At 42.3% G+C, this 25074-nt stretch carries 18 protein-coding genes; 4 read left to right on the forward strand and 14 right to left on the reverse strand.

What is annotated here, in order from left to right:
- Nucleotides 1–62: 62 nt before the first annotated feature.
- Together murU and JMX48_RS03885 are read right to left on the reverse strand one after the other, a co-directional pair.
- Entirely contained in the window at nt 63–803 is a 741-nt protein-coding gene (murU, locus tag JMX48_RS03880) for an N-acetylmuramate alpha-1-phosphate uridylyltransferase MurU (protein ID WP_201534518.1), read from the reverse strand.
- A 90-nt stretch (nt 804–893) separates the two neighbouring features.
- Nucleotides 894–1970, reverse strand: a complete 1077-nt coding sequence (locus JMX48_RS03885; RefSeq protein ID WP_227687884.1) for an aminoglycoside phosphotransferase family protein — start codon at nt 1968–1970, stop codon at nt 894–896.
- Nucleotides 1971–2379: 409 nt separating this feature from the next.
- On the opposite strand from JMX48_RS03885, the gene JMX48_RS03890 reads away from it, so the two are divergent.
- Nucleotides 2380–5502 (forward strand): LPS-assembly protein LptD, encoded by a 3123-nt coding sequence (locus JMX48_RS03890; RefSeq protein ID WP_201534523.1) that lies wholly within the window; start codon nt 2380–2382, stop codon nt 5500–5502.
- A 174-nt stretch (nt 5503–5676) separates the two neighbouring features.
- Nucleotides 5677–7071 (forward strand): peptidylprolyl isomerase, encoded by a 1395-nt coding sequence (locus JMX48_RS03895; RefSeq protein ID WP_201534526.1) that lies wholly within the window; start codon nt 5677–5679, stop codon nt 7069–7071.
- Between the two features lie 425 nt (nt 7072–7496).
- Here the strand turns inward: JMX48_RS03895 and JMX48_RS03900 are convergent, their stop codons facing one another.
- Entirely contained in the window at nt 7497–8669 is a 1173-nt protein-coding gene (locus tag JMX48_RS03900; protein WP_201534529.1) for an endonuclease/exonuclease/phosphatase family protein, read from the reverse strand.
- 426 nt (nt 8670–9095) lie between these two features.
- On the opposite strand from JMX48_RS03900, the gene asd reads away from it, so the two are divergent.
- Nucleotides 9096–10229: an aspartate-semialdehyde dehydrogenase gene (gene asd, locus JMX48_RS03905; protein ID WP_201534532.1), complete on the forward strand. Its 1134-nt coding sequence runs from the start codon at nt 9096–9098 to the stop codon at nt 10227–10229.
- Nucleotides 10230–10700: 471 nt separating this feature from the next.
- On the opposite strand, the gene JMX48_RS03910 is transcribed toward asd, so the two are convergent.
- On the reverse strand, nt 10701–11369 hold the full coding sequence (locus tag JMX48_RS03910) for an SOUL family heme-binding protein (protein ID WP_201534535.1): 669 nt from the start codon (nt 11367–11369) through the stop codon (nt 10701–10703).
- 258 nt (nt 11370–11627) lie between these two features.
- Here JMX48_RS03910 and tgt point away from each other — a divergent pair, with 258 nt between their 5' ends.
- Entirely contained in the window at nt 11628–12779 is a 1152-nt protein-coding gene (gene tgt / locus JMX48_RS03915) for a tRNA guanosine(34) transglycosylase Tgt (RefSeq protein ID WP_201534538.1), read from the forward strand.
- A gap of 151 nt (nt 12780–12930) precedes the next feature.
- Here tgt and JMX48_RS03920 read toward each other — a convergent pair whose 3' ends face one another.
- The 10 genes from JMX48_RS03920 to uppS form a co-directional block, all read right to left on the reverse strand.
- Nucleotides 12931–13062: a methionine/alanine import family NSS transporter small subunit gene (locus tag JMX48_RS03920; RefSeq protein ID WP_201534541.1), complete on the reverse strand. Its 132-nt coding sequence runs from the start codon at nt 13060–13062 to the stop codon at nt 12931–12933.
- A gap of 52 nt (nt 13063–13114) precedes the next feature.
- Entirely contained in the window at nt 13115–14632 is a 1518-nt protein-coding gene (locus JMX48_RS03925; protein ID WP_201534544.1) for a sodium-dependent transporter, read from the reverse strand.
- Nucleotides 14633–14925: 293 nt separating this feature from the next.
- A complete protein-coding gene (gene lpxA, locus JMX48_RS03930) occupies nt 14926–15705 on the reverse strand; it encodes an acyl-ACP--UDP-N-acetylglucosamine O-acyltransferase (RefSeq protein WP_201534547.1) in 780 nt (259 codons plus the stop codon).
- A 187-nt stretch (nt 15706–15892) separates the two neighbouring features.
- Entirely contained in the window at nt 15893–16402 is a 510-nt protein-coding gene (fabZ, locus tag JMX48_RS03935; RefSeq protein ID WP_227687886.1) for a 3-hydroxyacyl-ACP dehydratase FabZ, read from the reverse strand.
- 52 nt (nt 16403–16454) lie between these two features.
- On the reverse strand, nt 16455–17471 hold the full coding sequence (gene lpxD / locus JMX48_RS03940; protein ID WP_201534549.1) for a UDP-3-O-(3-hydroxymyristoyl)glucosamine N-acyltransferase: 1017 nt from the start codon (nt 17469–17471) through the stop codon (nt 16455–16457).
- 142 nt (nt 17472–17613) lie between these two features.
- On the reverse strand, nt 17614–20043 hold the full coding sequence (bamA, locus tag JMX48_RS03945; RefSeq protein ID WP_201534551.1) for an outer membrane protein assembly factor BamA: 2430 nt from the start codon (nt 20041–20043) through the stop codon (nt 17614–17616).
- Between the two features lie 262 nt (nt 20044–20305).
- The gene (gene rseP, locus JMX48_RS03950; protein ID WP_201534553.1) at nt 20306–21682 is read right to left on the reverse strand and encodes an RIP metalloprotease RseP; all 1377 of its coding nucleotides are present in this window, start codon (nt 21680–21682) and stop codon (nt 20306–20308) included.
- A gap of 33 nt (nt 21683–21715) precedes the next feature.
- Entirely contained in the window at nt 21716–22918 is a 1203-nt protein-coding gene (gene ispC / locus JMX48_RS03955; protein ID WP_201534555.1) for a 1-deoxy-D-xylulose-5-phosphate reductoisomerase, read from the reverse strand.
- A gap of 163 nt (nt 22919–23081) precedes the next feature.
- On the reverse strand, nt 23082–23891 hold the full coding sequence (locus JMX48_RS03960; protein ID WP_201534557.1) for a phosphatidate cytidylyltransferase: 810 nt from the start codon (nt 23889–23891) through the stop codon (nt 23082–23084).
- 205 nt (nt 23892–24096) lie between these two features.
- Nucleotides 24097–24840, reverse strand: a complete 744-nt coding sequence (gene uppS, locus JMX48_RS03965; protein ID WP_201534559.1) for a polyprenyl diphosphate synthase — start codon at nt 24838–24840, stop codon at nt 24097–24099.
- Nucleotides 24841–25074: the final 234 nt, after the last annotated feature.

The following is a 25074-nucleotide window of genomic DNA, read 5'->3' on the forward strand; positions in this document are numbered from 1 at the left end:
TTTATATAAAAAAGCAGCGTTGATGAATCAACGCTGCTTTTTTATGATACTGATTTTGTACTTTATATGCCCAAATGATTGTCAGCGCCCTTACTTTCAATAAACGCATTCACCTGTGTCAAGCGCTCAGGCGTACCGACATCTATCCAATTATCAGTCATCACCTCAGCCGTGATCTGAAATTTTATCATCGCTTGCCTTAGCAAAGGTCCCAACGGTGCTGGTTGTCCTGACACTAAACCTTCTACCAATCTAGGAGATATGACACTGATACCTGCAAAGGTATATTTGTCTGCATCGCCAATGGGCTGCTCACTGGCAAGACCATTATTGATGGCAAAATCACCACCATCGTTGTGCTCTGGATTATCAATTAATAATAGATGAGCACGCTGATCGGCACTCAAGCTATAAGCGCGTAATTGGGAAAAATCATAAGTCGTCCAAATATCAGAATTAACTAAAATAAACGGCTCATCTCGCAATTTACTTGTTTGCAATGCCTGAAAAATGCCGCCTGCTGTTTCAAGAGGCTCATCACCTTCGATCGACCAATGCAGTTTGACCCCATATTGCGAACCATCACCCAATGCCTCCATTAACTTATCAGCCAGCCATGACGCATTGATAGTAATATCAGTGATACCAGCTGCCTGTAGCGCTTTGATATGCCACACGATAAGCGGCTGTCCACCTACTTCAACCAACGGCTTTGGCGTTTTCAGTGTTAGTGGGCGCAAACGTGTTCCTTTGCCCGCAGCCAAAATCATTGCTTGCGTGATATTAGACGTAGATGTTGTCATGCAGGCTCCTTTTAATATGATGATGTAAATTCGCAGAATAATTGATCGGTGCTATTTATCTTAAAAAAACCTCTATCTTGCCAGGAGTTTTTATCTTGAAACAAATGTATTCTGATAAGCAGGTAGGACGGTATCTTGCAGCCATTGATTAAAAGGCATAACAGCTTGCTTCATCTCATCACTACCCTGCTCAGCAAGCCAGTTCAATTCAGTAAGCATATCATGCATGACTTTGGGAATATCAGCCAAATAGCGGTCTTTGCCATCACGTTCAGACAAGCGAATAAAAATCCCCAATACTTTTAAATGTCGCTGCACACCCATTACATTTACATCGTTCTCAAGCTGCTCTACGCTATCCGCTGTGGTTAATGCCGCCTGCTGTTGCAATTGCCAAAAATCATTAATCCATTCAGATATTTGACGCTCTGGCCATTCAACATAAGCATCACGTACCAACGATACCAAATCATAAGTATATGAACCGATGACCGCATCTTGAAAGTCAATCACACCTAGGCGCGCATTGTTCGCTTGGTCTTGCATTAGATTGCGACTGTGATAATCACGATGGACGATGACCTGTGGCTGTAGCAAAATCTCTTTAGTTAGTGCCGCTTTTAAATTTTTCCATAATGTTTTATCAAGTGCTACACCAACATAAGGTATAAACCAGTCACTAAACAAATCCATTTCACGATCTAATAATGCAGTATCATAATCTGGCAACTGGTATTGAGATTTTGCCGTCTCAACTGGCACGGTTTGTAGTGCTACCAACGTCTGCATTGCTAACTGATAATGTTCATTGACTTGGGCGGGCGTTGCATTAACGAGCAAATGGGCAAACTCCACCGTACCAAAATCTTGTAATACCAAGAACCCTTTTGCGACATCTTGTGCGATAAGCGTCGGTACATTAATCGCTGGTGACATTAGCTTGGCGACACTAATGAACTGGCGCAAAGCGTCTTGTTCATCAGCAGAATCCATGACAATATAACGCGATTCTTTCGTATCATTAGCTGCTGACAGTTGGAGACGATGGTATTGGCGCGCGCTTGCATCCCCCGGTAAGCTGTCAAGATTAAATACTTGCCCTGCAAATACTTGCTGCAACCAGCGTTCTAATTGCTCTAAACGGTTATTCGTGTTGGTCTCGGTCATATTTGGCTCTAAAGTTATTTTATCAGTCATAAAAGGTATCACAGGTTAAATATTGGTCTTAAACAATTAAAGTAGTGATAAGTCGAGCAAATACTTGCTAAAATAGTCATGTCTTGAGCCATAGCCGCTATAAATATTCGTATTGATAGCACATTCAATATATAGTGCTAATGATAATCTCAACGCTCATTTAAAAAACCGCTTGGCTATATTATAAATTTTGATAAATAGTGTAGCTGATTTGGTTTTTTTTGACTATGATTAGTCGTCATTATATGTAAAATACCCAAATTTTTAACATTACATTATTGATTTGTTAGCCATTTATGAACTGCTATATACCATTAAATAGTACGGCTAACAAATTCAGTATCGCAATCCAATAGGCTCTGCAATCATAGGTGTGCCCTTGTTATATTCTCCGCTTTACCAAAGCATTCGTTTGATCTTATTTGGTGCCCTAGGTTTGTCCAGCCTAACTGTTAGCGCGGCGCCCAGCGATGCTGACACGCAGCAAACTGAGCCGCGAATCACTAACAGCAGTGCCCGTAATGTCGCAGGCGTAACGCCTGAGGCCAACAGCAATAGCATCAATCAAAACAGCAATAGCCAAGAGACTACCTTACCAAAAAATAAGGATCAAAAAGTAGGTGCTGCGACTGACAACGCTACTTCAGCTAACCGTTTTGATAATAGCAATTTTGATGATGATAATCTTGATAACAGCCGTTTAGATAACGGTGACTTTGATAGCAATAATATCAGTAACAATGACTTAGACAATGGTTCTTTAGATGTTACTGAAATTAATGAGAGCAATGATACAACCTCTATCAAACCCTCAAATACCATTAGTAATAATCAAATAGATAGCAATACACAGGCTAGTGGAACGATTACCCCTAAACCTGTGACAGATACTAGCAAACTTAATGTTAATGATGAGAGCATCCAAGACAGTTTAATGCGTTTGGCAGAATTCTATGAGCTGACACCAGATACTGAAACGCCGACATTAGACAGTACCAATAAGACTGGCAACACTAAACCAGACGACATGCAAAATGCGTTAGCGCCTGCGTCACAAACTATTCCAAAAGTGGGTAACAATCTACGTCTATTGCCTAGTGCGATAGATAGCGCACAGCGCTGTGAAGGTCAATGGGTATACCCAAAAAGCAACCCTAATTATCAGCGCGCGGTGAATGAAACTGGAGCAGCCAATGGCCAGCCAACACCAAACTTAAATGGCATTCCAAACAATCAAGCACCTCTGTTCACAGAGTCAGACTATGGTTATTACGATAATGTTGACTATGCCGAGCTATCAGGCAACGTCATTATTAATCAAGGTACTCAGCAGATAGAAGCAGAAAAAGTCGTGCTAGATTTGAGTAATAGCATTGCTGCGGCTCAAGGCAATGTCATGTTTACTGATAAAGCGATAGGTCAACAATCACAAGGTAGCAATGCTTCGAGCAGCTCTCCAAATAACACTCAACCTAACTCTGATTTTAAAGGGTCAAAAGGTGGTCTTATTGGTGTCGCAGACAGCTTAAATTATAATACTGAAACGGGACAATCAACGGCCAATGATGTGGCATTTGCTAGTGTGGGACTGCAAGCACACGGTTACGCCAAACGTTTAAACAAACCCAATGACAGTCAATATGAGTTAGATGAGGTGATGTTTAGCACTTGTCCGCCCACCAATCGCAAATGGCAGTTCGATGCCAAAAGCATTGATTTAGATACCGATACGGGTCGCGGTAAAGCCTATAATACAACCTTCCGTATCGCTGATGTGCCCGTGTTTTATCTGCCTTATTTTAACTTCCCGATTGACAGTCGTCGCAGTAGTGGATTCTTGTTGCCGAGTGCGAGCGTTGGTAGTGAAAGCGGTATTGAACTTGACGTACCCTACTATCTTAATTTAGCACCCAACTATGATGCCACACTTAATACCCGTGTTTATACCAATCGTAATCCCATGCTATCAGGTGAGTTCCGCTACCTGACCGAAAATTATGGCGAAGGTATCTTTAACGGCTCATATCTACCCAATGATAAAGAATATAATGACGAAGATCGTACCAGCTTTTTTTATGATCATTATTGGTCGTCTAGCAGCATTCCACGTTTAAGTGGTGATGCCAAATACAGCTATGTGTCAGATGCAGACTATCTAAACGATTTCGATACCTTGGGTTTATCAGACAATACCATCAACTTACCACGCCGTGCTCGAGTTAATTATTATAATGATTATGTGGATGGTGAATTAAAAGTAGAAACCTTTCAGACACTAGATGCTTTTACTGACAGTGGTCAGCCTTTACAAGACAAAGATAAGCCTTACTCGCGTTTACCACAGCTCAAACTTGATTATCGTTTGCCTTGGGCAAAGAACTTTGACATCACTGGCGTACACGATTCCGCTTACTTCAAAAAATCCATCGATGATGGTTCTGAAAATGAAAAAAGTGGCGCCCGTATTTATAATAAACTCAGTGCTGCTTATCCAATAGAGAAATCTTGGGGTTATATTAGACCTGAATTAAGCTTGCAGCATCTTTATACATCATTTGATGAGGACAGCTTAGCCGACAATCAGCTGGATGATGCGGACGGAAGCCAATCTGTATTTGTGCCGCAAGCTAGTATCGATGCTGGACTGAACTTCTATCAAGCTGGCTCACCTTTTGGTGCTTTTGACGATACGCTGGGTGGATATCGCTTGCTTAGCCCGCGATTAAAATACACTTATTCGCCTTACAAAAATCAAAATGAGCTTCCTAACTTTAACACACGCATTGCCTCTATCAACTATGAGCAGCTGTTTTCGGACAGTTGGTTTTTAGGTCATGATCGCTTGCAAGATTTGCATTCAATCACGCCTGGTGTCAACTATCGTTACATCGACGCAACGGGTGTGACACGTTTTGATGGTAGCATAGCAGAGCAGTTTTATATCGATGATGGACGTGTAACGCTTGAAAATGAGCAACCAGTCTTTACTTCTTCTTCTTCGGGGATGGTCTGGGATACCAGTACGCAGCCCTACAATAACTTCTGGGTTGATGTCAGCGGTGCAATGACCAATGATTATGATTTAAATTATATTACGACCGAACTGCGTTATCAGCCCTCAGACAACAGCTTATTTAACGTGGGATATATTAAGCGTCAACGTGATGAAAACACAAACCAGCTACCGCTTTCTGCTTTTACAGCATCTGCCGTATTCCCTATTAATAACAGCTGGCGGATATTGGCTCAAGGTCAATATGACTATAATCGCAACAAAACGTTAGATGCATTGGTCGGCGTTGATTATGAAGATTGCTGTTTTGGTTTTGCAGTTTATGGTCGTCGTTACTATAATGACCTAAATGTTAGAGACAAACCGACGCAAGCGATTATGGCTGAGATTAGACTGAACGGTCTTGGTAGTGGTAGCAGTCGTTTGACACGTTTGCTCTCTGATAAAGTTTTGGGCTTTGAGCCGGTCCAGACTGCATGGAAAGATTAATAAGCTGTCTTTTGCCTAGATCAGAAAATGTCTTTTATAGACATTGATATAACATTTTTCACGACCCCGTTCGTAACCCTATTATGGAAAACGCTATCCAATATTTGCCTATCAAAAGCATTGGATAGCGTTGACCGACTACCATCCGATGTGATGACACTGATGAGGAGCATCATGAGATTTTTTTCTTTACGTCAAACCAGCCGCGCTGTACTGCTATCTATGAGTGCCAGCCTTGCGCTTACATTAAGTGCTCAAGCTGCGACCGTTGAGTCTGCAGCAGCAAAAGCGACGACCACTGCCGATCAAAGCAGCGTCAATCGTTTGACACCAGCCAATAGCACAGATGGCATTATTGCTTTGGTCAATGAAAATGCTATTCTAAAAAGTGAGCTGGTCGATGCTATCACACAAACCCAAGCCCGTGCACAGGCTGCTGGTGAACCCATTGCGAACTCGCCACAATTACAGTCTGAAGTATTAAATTCGCTTATTTTGCGTGAATTGCAGCTGTCTATGGTCAAGCGCGTCGGCCTGAACCCTGATGAAGCGGCTATCAATCAGCGCCTTGCTCAAATCGCACAATCACAAGGGCTTGACAGCCTCGCAGCATTGCAACAACGTTTAGATGCAGCACAACCTGGTAGTTATGCTACTTTACGTGCTCAATTAATTGAAGATGCCGCCATTCAATCGTTACAACAACGCCAAATCAGCAGCCGTGTCCGCATTAGTGAACAGGATATTGATGCATTTTTGGCCTCTCCTGAAGCCAAGCGCTTAAACCAAAGTGAATATCAAACGATTCATGTACGAGTGCCTTACATTGATGACTATAGCCGACTATCAGAAGCTCAGCGTGCAGAAGCCTTAAAAGTGGCAGAAGCCTTGCGTACTCGTCTGCTCGTACCAAATGTCGATGTTGCAGAAGCCGTTGCTGCTAGCCAAGGCAATTATCCTATCCCGTTACAGGGTGGCGATATGGGCTTTCACAAATCAGCGGCGCTACCAACAGAACTATCGAGCGAGATTACCAAGCTTGATGTTGGCGCGGTTAGTGAACCATTAGTGACGCCTGAGGGCATTGACATCATCAAGCTTGCTGACAAAAAAGACAGCGACAAGATGCTTATACCGCAATGGCACACACGTCACATCTTAGTCAAAGTCGATGAATTACAGACAGACGCGCTTGCTGAGCAAAAGATCAATGATCTATATGCACAGCTACGTAACGGTGCTGATTTTAATAGTTTGGCATCAACTTATTCAGACGATCCAGGCTCAGCGGGCCGCGGTGGTGACCTTGATTGGGTGAGTGAACAAGATATGATTGCCCCATTCGAAGCCACGATGAAAAACACGGCAGTTGGTGATTATTCCGCTCCTTTCAAGACCCAGTTTGGCTGGCATATATTAAAGATTGAAGGCAAGCGTCAGCAAGACGTTAGTACAGAATATCGTCGTAATATGGCACGTCAAGCACTATACCAACGTCTAGCGCCACAAGCTAAAGAAGACTGGCTACAAGAGCTGCGTGCTGGTGCCTATATCCAAGTGCTTGGATAATTTATCCATTCATTAATAGTACGAATAAAAGCTAAAATAGTTTTATAAACAAAGGGTACATGTCAATTCGTGTGCCCTTTTTATTGGGCACTGATCTTTGGTTTGATGCTGGAATTGGATGTAAAGTGAGAAACCTACACACAAAGAAAAGCCCCGAACCTAGGGCGATTGGTTCAGGGCCATGATACTTCGTGTTGTTGTTATTATTTTTTCCGTATTGACTCATCCTAAGTCATAAACAGTAATATATAGGACAGTGGGCTTATCTGAACTTTTATAATACTATTTCAACACTACATCCTTGCCTAACCTTGTGTTGATGGCCTTATTGTAGGGCAATCACTTTGATGCGACTAGAGGCTAAAGACCTTATTTAACGTAAGCATATGCTTACATCTCTGTAGAGAGTTTCATAATGTTATAAGTCATTGCTTTAGCACCTCACTACCCAGACTTCTTTGCTCTTTTACACGCGCTTTTGCACGATCTTCTGCACGCTCTTTTGAGACTTTCTCTCCCTCTTTTTTACCCTCTTCTATTTTGTTGTTCGTCTCGTTGATATCTTCTGCTTCAGCGGTCGGCGCATTTTGCTCTTGATCACTCGCGGCTTCTGGCTCGTATTGCAAGGTAGTCATGACAGGAAAATGATCTGAACCGACAGAAGGCATACGTCGAATATCAACCACAGTAAAGCAAGCGCTATGGAAAATATGATCCAATGCCCAGCGTAAAAATGGATACTTGGCATGGAAGGTATTGATAAAATGCCGACCAATACGTGGATCTAATAATCCTGAAATACGTTGAAAACGACGGGTTGTCTTCGACCATGCCACATCATTGAGATCACCTGCCAATATTGCTGTTTGATCACTCTCTTTTATATGTTTACCAACCAACAATAACTCGGCATCACGGGTCGTCGACTTGTCCGCTTCTGTCGGACTGGGCGGCATGGGATGTAAGCAGTATAACCAAATCACACGGCCACTTTGCAGACGTAATTGCGTATGAATAGAGGGTATGTCGTCAATCATCAAATATTTGACTTCAGGATCAATCAACTCAAGCTTAGAGTATAAATGCATGCCATACAAATTATCCAATGGCACTTTTACAGTATAGGGATAATCAGGTTCTATTTGATGCAGGGCTGCTTCCCATTTTTTATCACTTTCCAAAGTAATTAAAATATCAGGCTGTCTTTGCTCAACCAAATCGACCAGTTTCTGTGTCTCATCATTGGGTGTCAAAACATTTGAGACCATAATTTTGAGCTGATGTGACTTTGCGTCTGGCGTATTTTTTGCTTGTTGAACTTCTTTTTTCCACAGCTTGGTATAAGGCAATATCATTCTAAGTTGGAACGCCAAAGCAATGCTCAACAATACAAACAATAGCCACTGCCCTAACTGCCACTCTGACCAAAATACAACCATGCCAATCCAAGCAATGATCCCAAGCACCATTATCTGAATGCGTGGAAACTCAACACCGCGTACCCACCAATTATCGAGTGGTATCCAGCCCCAAATCGTTACAAATGCGATGAATCCTGCTAGCCACTGTACGCTGTCATATAATAGTGAGAGATCCATAGTATGTATTAACCGTTTATTAAAATAATAATTGAACCAATAAAGACATTCATCTTAAGCCTAATGATAAGGGCTAGGATGCTATTCGCTGAGCTAAAATTAGTGCTTACTTTAGCATTTAGTGAGATTTTCGCCTACCAATTGAGTATTAATTATGCGATAAGTTCGGTAAAACGTTACAATTCTATCCCATTTATCATAGCCAGGACCTCGCCCAATACCTCTTTATGTCAAACGCTATAAGATATCCATATCTAAGCATATCAAGTATCGGCAGAATGTTAATAACTTAAAGTTATAATGAACACAGTTATTATTGTATAAAAAAAGACTAAAAACAGTCGAAACGTCTTGCTTTTTATAGCCATTCACGGCATTGTTATCGGCTGGCAATGCAATAAATAATGGTAAATAGGATTAGATTTCATGAGTGATTTAACAGTAGGCTTGGTAGGCTGGCGCGGCATGGTTGGCTCAGTATTGATACAACGTATGATTGAAGAAAAAGACTTCGAGGGTATCACACCCGTGTTTTTTTCGACCAGCAACGCAGGTGGTAATGCCCCAAACTTTGATGGTATTCAGACCAGCCAACTAAAAGACGCTCATGATATTGACGCACTCGCTGCTTGCGATGTGATTATTACTTGCCAAGGTGGCGACTATACCTCAAAAGTTCATCAGCCACTACGTGATAGTGGTTGGCATGGCTATTGGATTGATGCAGCAAGCACTTTACGTATGGAAGATGAAAGCATCATCATTCTTGATCCAGTCAATCGCACAGTCATCGATGATGCTCTAGCCAATGGCAAAAAAGACTTTATCGGTGGCAACTGTACTGTGTCATTGATGCTAATGGCAATTGGTGAGCTATTTAATAGAGGCTGGGTAGAATGGGTCAGCGTAATGACTTATCAAGCAGCAAGCGGCTCTGGTGCCAACAATATGCGTGAGTTGATCAGTGGTATGGGTGTATTGCATGACGCTGTCCGAGATGAGCTGGCTGATCCTGCTAGCGCTATCCTAGATATTGACAAAAAAATTGCTCAAACCCAGCGCTCAGCTGACTTTCCTACGCAATACTTTGGCGTGCCATTGGCTGGTAGTTTAATCCCTTATATCGACGCACAATTAGAAAATAAACAGTCAAAAGAGGAATGGAAAGGCGGCGTTGAAACCAACAAAATCTTAGGTAACTCCGAAGCCAATACGATTCCTATCGACGGCATGTGTGTACGCATTGGAGCGATGCGCTGTCATGCTCAAGGTCTAACCATCAAGCTAAAAAAAGACATTCCTTTAGAGGAAATCGAGGCTGCCCTTAAAAACAGCGGTAACGAATGGTTAGATCTGGTCGAAGATGACAAAGAAGCTGCCATAAACCGCTTAACACCAGTGGCCGTGACAGGTACTCTGACGGTTGCACTAGGGCGCTTGCGTAAGCTTAATATGGGGCCTGAATATTTAGGCGCATTTACCGTTGGCGATCAGTTACTGTGGGGTGCAGCTGAGCCATTACGCCGTATGCTAAATATCATCCGTAAGCAAAATAGCTAACCTTAGACCTTTTAAGACTTAATATAAAAAAGACAGCAATCGCTGTCTTTTTTATTGGCTGAGTAAAACCAAAGATAAGAAATGCGGGTGAATCTTAGATATATAGTCAGCTCGAAATAAAATCGATACGTTAGTAGCTATGTGCTACTGAGATAAATCTTTCTGGCGTGCTGCTTGCAAGCATGACAGAGGCTGCAAAAAATCTACCCCAGCATCACTGTATCCGATTTAAAGTGAATCGACTATATTAGGGCGTGTCCTTAATCTAAACAAAAGCGACTAAATGGGCTAAAAATAGCTAAATCTTGCCAAACTATGTCAAATAGCTAGTCAATATCTCGATATTATCTGCACTATTTTCCTTGTTTGGCTGCCATTTATCTTATTTTTATCACCATTTTCAGATTGACGACACGCCCTAGCCATCAGCTCAGTCAGTTTGACAGCGCCGACTTAGTTTTGGCAATGATATTATTTTGGCTGATAGGCAATCATCATTTCATTTCGGCGCATAAAAGGTAGTGTCCATGGTGGATTATAACGTGCCAACTCAGCTGCGCTCGTCATTGCTAATTGTTGCTCTTGCATCCAAGATTGCAATTTCTTCGTATTCTCTGCTACCTTTTTGCTACCTGCCAATCCCGAGAATTTTATAACGCCATAATTTTGCGCCGGCACTTTTTTGATGGTGATCGCCGCGTTATTTGGTTTAGGCAGTGTCTCCATCGTATATTGGTGAGGCATGGTGAACTGTACAAGCCATTTATTATCAGCTTGTTGTATACTCACTGGCGCAGTCATTGCAATTTTTTGTGATTTATCATCACTGCCCTTCTTACTTTCAGGCTGCGTTGCTTCAGATTGCATCGTCACAGGCGCCGTCATGCTGATCTTACTACTCTCGCCAATTGCCGCTGTATTATTACCAAAGATATAGTCTGCTAAAATTTTGAATCCTTCGCGACTGGCAGATTTTTGATCACCTGTTACCCAAGTTTGCGCCACAATTTGCTCATCATAACGACGTAACTCAAAGTCATTTACTTGCGATAAAACGCTATAGTTTGGTTCTTCGATAGCCATGGCTGCTCCTGATATAAAGAATAAACCACTCATTAATAAGTAGATTATTTTGGTCATATTATTACTCCAACATCTACAAATGCGATCCAGCAACCTTCAATAATTCACTAGCATACTTTCTATTCTACCAACGACATAGTTACTACTTTACCAACTAGTCACCAGTGCTGTCTGTGTCTTTTGGTTGTGGCAAAGTGATATTAATAAAAAGCACATTGACCAGATATATCGATGACATTAAATATCCATGTCCAAAAAAATCCCTAATAATGCTATAATTAGCGCCATTTTCATAGCTTAGATAGCGGTTATCATATGCAATTTGTCTTACATAAAACGGCCAGCGGCGAAACGCGTGCACGTCGCGGTACCGTTCATCTCAATCATGGCGACGTGCAAACGCCTGCCTTTATGCCTGTCGGTACTTACGGTACGGTCAAAGGTATGCTGCCACGTGATATTGAAGCCATCGGCGCTGATATCATTTTAGGCAATACCTTTCATTTATGGTTGCGTCCAGGTACAGAAGTTATCGATAAATTCGGTGGTCTGCATAAATTCATGCATTGGGATAAGCCAATCTTGACCGATTCAGGTGGTTTCCAAGTATTCAGTCTTGGCGCGATGCGTAAAATCACCGAAGAAGGTGTTGATTTCAAATCTCCGATTGATGGTGCCAAAGTTTTTTTATCACCAGAAAAATCCATGCAGATTCAGTATAGTCTCAACTCTGACATCGTGATGCAATTTGATGAGTGTACGCCTTATCCAGCGACTCATGATGAAGCCAAAAAGTCTTTAGAATTATCACTACGTTGGGGACAACGCTGTGTTGACGAGCATCAAAAACTGGGCAGCACCAATGCCTTATTCGGCATCATTCAAGGCAGTATGTATCCTGATTTGCGCAAGCAATCACTTGAAGGTCTGCTGGAGATTGGCTTTGACGGGTATGCGATTGGTGGCCTGTCTGTTGGCGAGCCAAAAGATGAGATGATGGATGTCCTAGACTACATCGCAGATGATATGCCAGCCGATAAGCCACGCTATCTGATGGGTGTTGGTAAGCCTGAAGACCTCGTTGAAGGGGTGCGACGTGGTGTCGATATGTTCGATTGTGTCATGCCAACACGTAATGCGCGTAATGGTCATTACTTCGTCACAGGCGATACAGACAACGCGGGCGTGGTACGCATACGCAATAGCCAATATCGCAACGATGAAGGGACGCTGGACCCAGAGTGTGATTGTTATACTTGCCAAAACTTTAGCCGTGCCTATTTATATCATCTTAATAAGTGTAAAGAGATGCTTGGTGCACAGTTGGCGACCATTCATAACTTACGTTATTACCAGCGCTTGATGCAGGGTATGAGAGACGCCATTGAACAAGACAACTTTGATAGCTTTGTAAGTGATTTTTATAGCAAACGTGGACAAACTGTTCCTGAGCTTAATTTGCGTTAGGCTGTATTAATTTTGCTTTTTGTTCAGATTATTTAAACCTAAAAATACCAGTCAGTTTTCACTGACTGGTATTTTTTTATAATCGTTAAAGTCTTCAATATTCTAAATATCTTCAATACTCTAAAGTTTTAATAATCTAATGCTTTAAAACTTAAAAGTTATCATCTGGTACTTGATCCATTGGAATATCAGGATTGTTTCGCAGATGTATGATAGCAGCAATCAAGCCACCCCATATCAGGACCATTGAGATAATCATAAAAATAATCGCCGAAGTGCTCATAATAAATTCCTATTGAAATGTTAATCTATCTGCTAACTATCTGGTTTGACGACTAGCGCGCATCAGCAATGGCACGGGCTTTATCATCTTCTTCATCATGGACACCCTTCAAACGACTTAATATAAAGGCACCTAAGCCAAAGAATACGACGATACCCCAACCAAATAATAATAAAATAGTTGAAGAGTAACCTTCATAAGGTGTTTTAACCAAGTCAATAAACTTAAGACCTAGAGCGATAGTAAGTACAGTTGGCGTAATAACGGTCAACATAAATATCCATGCGCCGCCTAACTTAACGCTAGAAATACGATTGCTGTGGGCCAGTAAGCTTGGAATTTTATGACGATTAAACCAAGTGACTAAAACAATTGACATCAAACCACCAGCAACGATACCGATGTTATTAGCGAAGTGATCAATGACATCGACTAGCACCAATGAGCTACCAGTAGAGAAAGCAGAAATAGAGATGACCGCACATGCTCCGCATATGATACCAACTGCTTTTTTGCGTGACCAATCGAATTTGCTTTGGAAAGCAGAGATAGGTACTTCTAAAATACTAATCAAGGAGCTGATACCAGCCACGACTAACGAGCCAAAGAATAAGAAACCAACGAAATCACCGCTGGCACCCATGGTAGAAATGATTTTAGGGAAGACAAAGAATGCAAGTCCAACACCACCACTGGCAACTTCAGAGACATCCTGACCTGTCGACATCGCCATGAAACCAATAGCAGCAAAAATACCAATACCAGCAATAAGCTCAAACGAAGAGTTAGCGAAACCAACCACCAAACCTGCACCCGTTAAATTGGTGTTTTTCTGTAGGTATGAGGCATAAGTGACCATGATACCAAAACCTACTGACAATGAGAAAAACACATGACCATAAGCCGCTAGCCAAACATTAGGGTCTTGCATTTTGGTCCAATTTGGCTCAAAGAAGGCGTTCAAACCAATGACTGCACCTGGCAGGGTAACTGCTTTAAATACCATAACGCCAAATAATACTAGCAATAATGGCAAACAAATTTTGTTAGCAAGTTCAACACCTTTACGGATGCCACCAAACATAATCAATATAGAGACGCCCCAAACAATGACCAAACCTATAAACATCTGAGGCACAAATACCGACGTTAAGTCGCCAGTATGTTTTATGAAGTCACTGACGAAAAAGTTTGTGGTATCTTCGCCCCACTTTTGACCAAACGAGAAGAACATGTAGCTGCCGGCCCATACAATGACAGCTGCGTAGTAAATCGCAATCACGAAAGAGACCAACGTTTGCCACCAGCCCACAAATTGACCAGAAGGTGCCAGTTTCTTATAAGCACGAGGTGCGGCAGAGCGATATTTATGTCCTATAATATAATCTAGAAATAATAGCGGGATACCTGCGGTTAATAAAGCGATAAGGTAGGGCACCATAAATGCCCCACCACCGTTGTCATAAGCCACATATGGAAAACGCCATATGTTACCCAAGCCTACGGCTGAACCGACAGCGGCTATAATAAACCCAGTTCTACTGGACCAATTTTCCCTTTGCTCTGCCATACGACGCTCCTAAAATTTAATGGTAATTCCCTTTAAGTTATCAGCCCCATCAACAGACCAAGACAGATACTTAAAAAGACTACAAATTGACGGTTGGTTAAAATAAGTTACTAGAGTCTAACTGTATATAACTAGGAAGTTTCTGCTAAGCGATAAGAAAAGTCAAGCAGTTATAAACATAAAAAGCCATAACGATTGGTTATGGCTTTTGGTTATTTGATTTTCAAATCAATAAATTTTGTCAAATAGACTTTTAATAATTTATATACCTTGGATATTATATTTTCATGATTTTAACGGACAACACCGCGACCGCTTTTTTCTAGTGAATCAATAAGCAATTGAATTTTTGGCTCTTGTGGTAGCAACTCATTGTTTAGAACGTCAAGCGCTTGGCCAGTCGTCAAGCCTGATCTAAAAATCGTACGGTAAGCTTGACGCAGTAAATCGATAGTTTCTTTTGTCCAGTCTTTGCGACGCATGCCCTCAACATTGAGACCATGCGTTTTTGCTGGATTACCAGACACCATAGTAAAAGCTGCCACGTCTTTTAGAATAAGACTTGCACCACCAATCAGACTATAATCATCAACCGTACAAAACTGGTGAATACCTGAATTGCCACCGATAATCGTGTGATTGCCAATAGTAACATGCCCCGCCACACCGACATTATTGGCCAATACGTTATGATCGCCAATCACACAATCATGAGCCACATGCGTATTGACCATCAGCAAATTATGGCTACCAATTTTGGTCAATTCGCTGTCTTGTGCTGTACCACGGTGTAAGCTACAGGCCTCGCGAATGGTATTATGATCACCAATTTCAAGCCACGTGCGCTCGCCCGCGTACTTCAAATCCTGCGGGTCTTCGCCAATACTTGCAAACTGATAGAACTGATTGTATTGGCCAATACGAGTCAACTTGGTTACAACAACATGCCGATGCAAAACCGTATGTGCGCCAATGGTCACCTCATCACCGACGATGCAATAAGGACCGATGATAGCAGTCTCATCAATCTGAGCGGACGGTGAGATGAGTGCTGTTGGGTGAATCTGACTCATAATTTGGGCCTTTGTATCATTTAATGCAAGTAAATAGTAAAACAAAGACAGCCAGCTTAGTCTTATTAGATAAAATAAAACGGCTCCGCTGTCAAATATAACTATTAATTATCATTTTTGTTGCCCACTTTGAATAACACTTTTTCAATGTTATATTCAATGATGGGCATAGATCAGTAAGCAATTACTATTGTTCTTGACGTGCTATCATTATTTGAGCACTAGCGGCAAGTTCGTCTCCAACATGCACCGTACAATCAAACTTATAGATACCACGCTTTTGCATGACTGTTTTGGCACGAATCGTTAGTTGATCACCAGGAATAACTCGGCGCTTAAAACGAACTTTATCAACACCTGCAAACAGATACAAATAACCATCTTCTGCGGTCAACCCTGCACTAATAAACCCTAGTACCCCTGAGACTTGGGCCATCGACTCTACCATCAATACCCCTGGCATAATTGGTTCGTCAGGAAAATGACCATTAAAAAATTCTTCATTGATAGTGACATTCTTAATACCAGTAATACACTCACCCGGCGTACAATCAATGATCTTGTCTACCAATAAAAAAGGATAACGATGTGGCAAGTAATGCTTCAGGGTATGATAAGTTAATGGCAATGTGAGACCTTGCTCAGCCAAGCTTTTAACATCTTTATCAATAGGGCTATCTATATCATTGCTGCTCATAATGGCACTTCCTTGCTGTATGTTAAATCTTTATGTTTTATATATGTTTGAGCTAATCTTGACCGAGCTTGCGAAAACGTACTGCTGCCCGCCGCCAATTAGCAGTCGGCATGGCAGCTGTACCAGAGGAGTATGAACCCGCTGTTTTAATCGATTTCGTTACCATTGTCATCCCAGATAAAATGACATCATCTGTGATTTTGATATGGCCTGTAATACCGACAGCGCCACCAATGATACAACGTTTACCTATAATAGTACTGCCAGCGATACCCGTTTGGGCAGCGATAGCCGTACCATCACCGATATGCACGTTGTGGGCAACTTGTACCAAATTATCGATAATCACATGATTGCCAATGACTGTATCATCAATGGCACCGCGATCAATACAGGTTTGGCTACCAATTCGCACATGGTCGCCAATCACTACCCGTCCTAATTGAGCAATGCGTTCCCATCCAGTGGTGCTAGGATCGCTAGTAGGGGCAAAACCAAAGCCTTCTGCACCCACACTCACACCTGCATGCAATCTCACATGATTACCGATCAAACAATCATGCCCAATCACCACTTGCGACTTGATAACACAATCATGTCCGATGACAGTATTTGCCTCGATAACCACGTGAGCATCAAGTGAGCTTCGTGGACCAATCTGCACATTATCACCGATCACACAAAAAGGGCCAATATTGACTTGATCGCCAATCACTGCACTATCAGCAATCACAGCGCTAGGATGAATCCCATTAAACAATGATTCACGCGCAAACAGCTGACTGGCACCAGCATAAGCTAAATACGGGTTCGCGACTACCAGTGCTACCGCTGCCTCAGGTACTTGGTCACGATACTCTGCAGTGACCAACACGGCTCCTGCATCACTATTTGCTAGACTAGAAATATAGTGAGGATCCGCTAAAAAGCTTAATTGCTCGTGATCGGCAGTAATTAAACTCCCAACACTGTTAAATTCTTGACGTAACTGTTGAGCATCGATTTCAGCTTTATTAATAATAGGCTGACGCTGCTCAATTCGAGTGATAAGTTGCTCAATCGTGATCATAGTTGCTATTAATATTATGGTGAATAAGACAATCGCCAAGCTGAAAAGTCATCTTGGCGACTCAATGATATTTAATTGACGCTTCGTTCATGTAAATAATTTTATATCATTAATGCAATGCATTTGGACGATGACGGCTCAATTAGAAAGTATTACCAATCTGGAACTGCACTTTTTCAGTCTCGTCACCTTCTTTGTCACCAAATGGCACGGCATAACTGAGTGAGATCGGACCAATTGGTGTATACCAAGTCACGCCTGCCCCTGCACTAAAGCGCATTTTGTTATCTTGCGTCAATAATGGTACATCAGTATCGACACCAGTACTAGGATTAACAAAGGTGCGATCTTCTTTGTCAGTCGTATCAAATACCTGACCACCTTCAGCAAATATCACTGGACGGACTTGATCTGCCCAGTCACCCTTAAATGGCATTGGCAATATGAGTTCACTACCGAAGCTAACTAAGGCATTACCACCTACTTCTTCTGCTGAAAAAGTTTGATTGGCTGGGTCATTGATTGCATCAAAATAGGTTTGTGATTTTGGCCCAAGCGTTGAGGACTCATAACCACGTACCGAACCATAGCCACCAGCGTAGAAGTTTTCATAAAACGGCAAATCATTACCATAGCCAAGCTTGGTATAACCACGAGCAACCCAATCTTTATAGAAAGGATAATATATGTTGCCCGTATAAAGGAGTTTTTGATAACTGGCATCACCAAGACCGATGGTTCCATCTATCGTATGGCTCATACCTTTGGTTGGAAACACAGGGCGATCCAACGTACTGTAGTCCCAGCCAAGTAATAAATTATAGGTGCTGTAATCGTTTTTAAAGCCCGTACGTCCTGAAAGTGAATCGTCATCATTAACGAAGTCTTCAAACGTACCACCGTCATCAATAATTTGCTGTACGTTGGACACACCAAGGAAGCGACCACCGCGTATTGAAGTATTATCGACATTTAGACCAGCACTAACACGCTTGGTTTCATCGACAGGATAGCTATAATTCAGCGTTGCACCATAAGAGTCAGTCACATAGTTACTGACGTTTCTATCATCGAATTTAGTCTCACGATAATAAGCGCTAAGACCTTGTGATACGCCATTTTCAGTAAAGTATGGATCAGTATAGCCCAAGCTATAAGAGTCGCGTGTTTCTGAGCGTGATAGCGCAGCTTTGACGCGGTTACCAGTACCCATGAAGTTGTTTTGCGTTAGATCTAACTGGAAGGTAACACCACCACTTTGCGAGTAACCTGCTGCAATTGTTGAGCTACCAGAAGGTTGCTCTTCGACGGTATAGCTAACATCCACTTGATCTGGTTGATTAGGTACTGGTTTTACATCAACATTGACGGCTTTGAAGAAGCCAGTACGCATCAAGCGGGTACGTGACAACTGGATTTTTTCACTAGATGCTAGCGAACCTTCTAATTGACGCATTTCACGGCGCAGTACTTCATCTTGCGTTTTAATATTACCAGTGAAATTAATACGGCGAACATAGATAGGACGTGCAGGGTCAATAAAATAATCGATATCAACTACTTTCGTCTCATCATTGATGCGCGGTACCGGTCTGACCTGTGCTAAATAATAACCTTCATTACCATAACGACTCTTGAGTGCTGCCGTAGTAGCATCTAGCTTGGCTTGTGAGTACTTTTCATCAGGGGCAAAAGTGACCAGCTCTTTTAGCTCATTTGTATCAAATGTCGGTTTGCCCAAAAAGTTTACTTCACCAAATTGATACTGCTCGCCTTCACTCAGACTGACTTCAATAAAGACATTCTTTTTGTCTTCACTAATATTAAGGACCGCATTGTCTACTTCAAAACGTACATAGCCATCGTTTTGATAGAGCGCTTTTAGATTTTCTAAACTGGCAGCCAATTTTTCTTTGGCATAACGATCAGACTTAGACAACAGACGTGTCCAAGAAGATTCTTTGACGGCAAAGACATCTTTAATATCTTCGTCACTGAAGTGCTTGTTACCAATAACATTGATATCGACGACTTTGGCGGGCTTGCCTTCGATAAAGCGCACATCTAACTTGACGCGATTGCCATCAAGTACAGTTTGGTCAACCTCAATATTACTGTTGTAATAACCTTGGCTTATATACTGCTGCTGCAGCTCATTGGCGACGCCCTGTAGCGTAGCTTGCTTAAGCACGTTACCAGCAGCCAAACCTGCATTCTTTAGGCCTTGTTCAAGACCTTCTTTTGGAATGAGCTTATTGCCTTCAAAATTCACCTCAGCGATCATTGGACGCTCAACGACATCAAATCGTAGTTGACCACCTTCGACGCGGCTTTGAATATCGGCAAAGTTTTCGGTCGCATATAGCGCCTTAATACTGGCCGCCAAATTACTGTCATTAACCGTATCCCCTACCGTAATGGGTAGGACCGGATAGAGGCTATCGGGGGTTAGGCGTTGTAGGCCGTTGAAACCGATGTCAGTGACTACAAATTCTGCAGCATGCACGGGCATACTCATCATCGCTACAACTAACGGCAACCCTGCCGCGCTCATAAATAAAGGCGTACGCATAAACACTATCCGTCAATAAAAAACTTGCTTAAGTTAAGTTAAAAAGCACATATTGTCTAGCCCGTTTTGCATAAACGTCAACTTTATGCATGGGAGACTCAGGACACTTTATATAAAATGCATCACAAAATAAACTAAAAATTACGATTAGTACAGAGATCTTAATATAAAGCATTCGTTCTATTATACTAACGATCATCGCATAATTGACGTAGAGCCATTATTATATCGTCTTTTACCGATCATATGATTGATTTGTGAATCAAAACAGACGACTGATGTCATTACCAATTGCTAACACCATGAAACCTGCCAGCAAGAGTAAACCGATATTTAACCCGACCATTTGTACGCCTTCTGATAGAGGTTTACCACGAATCAGCTCAATGAGATGATACACAATATGACCACCATCTAATACCGGAATAGGCAAAAGATTTAGCACAGCAAGACTCAAACTTATCAAAGCTGCGGTAGATAATACCATCTGCCAACTGATATCAAAGCTTTGTTTGGCAACCTTGGCAATGGTAATAGGGCCTGATAAATTGTCCAAACCAATCATACCTGACAGCATTTTTCCCATTGAGCTCACCGTCATTACCGCTAACTGCTCAGTCTTTTCAAATGATTTAATCAAAGATTCACCAGGACCATAGACCACTGTGGTTTTATAGGCGTCAGGAATAACAATCTCAGACTGTGACACCATAGCACCAATTTGACCATAATCGTTACCCAAATTGTCTTTTTTACCTTGTGGCATAATCTGTAGTTGGATAGGTTTATCGCCGCGTAATACAGTAAAATTAAGCAGCGTTTCAGGACTGTCACGGATGATACGGGTAGCAGTGATCCAATCTTTGATTTCTTCGCCATTAATAGCGGTAATGCGATCGCCTTTTTGCAGACCTTGACGACTGGCGGCACCATCAGCCATCAGATCACCGATTATTGGTGCAATCTGAGGTTGCCACGGTAGCATACCAAAGCTGGTCAATGCATCTTTACCTTGCGACGCACCTTGCATAAACTGTGTCACTGGCGCTTGATACGTTTTGGTCGACTGACTGGCTTGTGTGTCTGACTGCAAGGTAATACTCACATTGTCTGTCTCACCCATACGTCCAGCAAGGCGATAGTTAATGCCTTCCCACGTTTGCACGTTATGGCCATCAATCGCGACAATCTTATCACCGATGGGTAACTGCGCGATTGCAGCGGGCGTATCAGGCAATACCTGCCCAATTTTGGTCGCCAGCTGCTCAGATGGGGTCATAAATAATACCCAAAATAGCGCAATAGCGATGATAAAGTTCATGATAGGACCCGCAGCCGCAATGGCGATTTTTTTGAGCGGATGCTGATGATTGAAGGCTAAATGTTTTTCATGTTCTGCGACATTTCCTTCGCGCTCATCAAGCATTTTGACATAACCGCCGAGCGGTAACACTGATATACGATAGTCAATGCCACTTTTTTTGCTGGTCCAACCAAAGAGCTTGGGGCCAAAACCGATAGAGTACGTCAGCACCTTAACGCCGCAAAGACGCGCCACGATATAGTGACCCCACTCATGTAAAGCAACGAGTGGGCCTAAGACAAATATTGCCGCAAGAAGCGTTAATAAAAATGTCATGCTATGTTCTCTATGAAGTTGCTTTTGATACGATCACGCCAGCTTTGTGACAAGCGCATCGGTATGGCGGCGGGCTATTTTATCAATCGCCAATATATCCTCTATATCAGCACTCTCATTTAATAACGGTACCTGTATCTCTGTTAGTGCTTGCTCATTGATATCAGCAATATCAGTCAAGCGAATTTGCCCATTCAAAAATGCAGCCACTGCAATCTCATTGGCGGCATTAAGTACGATCGTTGCTTGCGTACCTGCTTTCATTGCTTGACGAGCAAGGTGCAGACAGGCGAATTTTTGTACGTCAGGTTCAATAAACTCCAATCCACTTAGTGCAAACAAATCTAATGGTTTTGAGCCGCTATCAATACGATTAGGGTAGCTGAGTGCATGCGCGATGGGAGTTTTCATGTCTGGGCTGCCGAGCTGCGCTAAGAAGCTGCCATCGTTATATTCTACCATTGAGTGAATGATACTTTGTGGATGAATCACCACATTTATTCTGTCTTCAGGCAAATCAAATAAATGGCAAGCTTCAATTAACTCTAGGCCTTTATTCATCATCGTTGCAGAGTCGACTGATATCTTTTGTCCCATTGACCAATTTGGATGCTTGACCGCTTCAGCGACGCTTGCTTGCTGCATCTGAGTAAATGATTGCTGCAAAAATGGTCCACCAGAGGCTGTTAACCAAAGCTTACGCACACCGTGTTCTGACTGATGAATCTGAGTATTGTCTTGTTGAATAGCCAGTGGTAAACACTGAAAAATAGCATTGTGCTCAGAGTCCAGAGGCAACAAAGTAGCGTTATGCGTTTTGACTGTATTAATCATCACTTGGCCTGCCATCACCAACGCTTCTTTATTGGCAAGTAAAATACGCTTGCCTGCACGGGCTGCGGCCAAGGTAGACGGTAGACCTGCTGCGCCCACGATCGCTGCCACCACCGTATCGGTTTGCGAGTCGCTGGCAATATCTACCAGACCTTCTGAGCCGCCTACTACCTCAATATTTAGACCTGCTGCACTAAGACGCTGAGCAAAATCATCAATCGCTGCCGTCGGTACGTTAACGCGACTTGGCAAAAACTGCTTGCACAGAGCAAACAGCTTGTCTAAACGGCGATAGCCCGACAAAGCGTAAACCTCGTAGTGCTGAGGATGCGCCGCCAAGATTGCTAACGTGCTATCGCCAATCGAGCCTGTCGCGCCTAGTACAGCGATGCGTTGCGTCATAACAATCAATGCCTGTAAGTAATATTATAAAAAACAAATAACAAGAGGATAAATAAGGAAAAAAAACAGTGATATATAGTAATAGATGAGACTAAATAATCAGCATATACCAGCTAATACCTCAGTTCACCTACTATAAAATAATCGCGCTCACCTTGCCAGCTTAGACGACTATCAGACCGAGTTGCTGTATCGCCCAAAAACCAAGCGCAAATATCGGCGTGGCAGATAAAAGCGAATCAATGCGATCAAGTATTCCACCATGTCCAGGCAATATAGTTCCCGAGTCCTTCACCTTAGCACGGCGTTTAAGCATTGATTCAAACAGATCGCCAAGTACTGATGCCAAAATGGTTAGCACAGACAATGCCACAAAAGCAATCAAAGGCATGCCTGTCAGATGTAGTTTAAAGACACTGATGCCGACAACCACTATCAAACCAGTCACTAAGCCGCCCGCCAATCCTTCCATACTCTTATTGGGTGAGACATTTGGGGCCATTTTGCGACGACCAAATTTACGTCCAACAAAATAGGCGCCACTATCAGCACACCAGACCAATAAGAACACATACAACAACCACCAAGCTGATAGTTGCCACAAATAAAACATAGCGGTAATGGATGCCGTCAATATTACCGCGCCCATCAATGCCAGTTTTTTACCATACCAATTGGTATGTGTTGGAAAAGCATTTACCCAAGACAGTGCCATTAGCCATATTGCAATTGAAGCAATCCACCAAAACAACCAAGTAACTTTAAAAAGTAATGATACCGATGTCAGTATCAATACCAATAATACAAATACGGGAGGCTGACGCCATGTTGGCATCAGCTTTGTCCATTCATGAGCGGCAATAATGACACCAATGGCTAACAATGGTGCAAATAATATAGGAGTTTGGCTCGCAAACATTGCAATACCAACGATAATAACGAGAATAATTGCCGTCTTAATTCGTTGCCACATACTTATTGAGCCTTATAATAATGAAGAACGTATGACCAAAAGTGGATTATAACAGCCAATCTACAATAGCTCTCTAATAGCAATTAACACTCATTAAAGCGGTTAATTATTTCACAAACAAGGCGTATTAACTACTGATAGCATACTTACTTTGTAAGATATAGAACAAACGCCTGAAACAGTCGCTATGTTCATGCGTCTACTGCTATGTCACCATCTGTTCGCTGGTTTTGCCAAAGCGGCGCTGACGCTGAGCGAAATCCGTTACCATCATTGCCAGCTCATCTGCTCCAAAATTTGGCCATAACGTTTGGGTAAAGAACAGCTCCGCATAGGCTGATTGCCACAACAAAAAATTAGAAATTCGATGGTCACCGCCTGTACGTATCAACATATCTACGGCTGGCGCATCTGCTAACTGGACGTATTTGCCAAGCATGTCCTCATTAATCTCTTCAGCACGCAATTGCCCTGCTTGTACTTGCTGTGCTAATTGTTTTGCTGCATGGGCGATGTCCCATTGTCCACCGTAGCTGATGGCAATGACCAATGTCATGGCTTCAAATGTTGCCGTTTTCTCTTCTGCATCTATCATCAATGCTTGCAAATCATCACTAAGTTGACTGCGATCACCAATAAAACGCAAGCGAATACGGTACTCATTCATACGCGGTATTTGCTCATAAATAGTCGATGCCAACAGTTGCATCAATAGAGCCACCTCACTCGGCGGGCGTTGCCAATTTTCACTAGAAAAAGCAAAAACTGTTAATACTTCGATACCGGCATGGACACAGTACTCGACAATAGGGTCTAACGCCTCTTTGCCAGCCACATGCCCTTGACCTTTTCCTAAGTCATTGGCTTTACCATAGCGATTATTACCATCCATAATGACAGCAATATGACGCGGAAGAAGATCAGAAGCCAAAAATGTTGAAGCGGACATAGGCAAACTTGCTTATTGTTGAGTTAAGGTAATAATAACGTGCGCTGTGGCGGTTAAAAAGCACAATACATCTAATTCACAAACTTATCATAAACTCGTCGTTAGACTTTCTATCGTTTACAAAATATGGTTTATGAGATATACCCTAGTGTACATAATAATAAGCAGCCAATAGCACTGGCACATTGGCTGCTTAACGTTAGAGATGTGATTTAACGGGTTATTGCCATAAAC

The sequence above is a fragment of the Psychrobacter immobilis genome, assembly GCF_904846225.1.
GTDB lineage: Bacteria > Pseudomonadota > Gammaproteobacteria > Pseudomonadales > Moraxellaceae > Psychrobacter > Psychrobacter immobilis_F.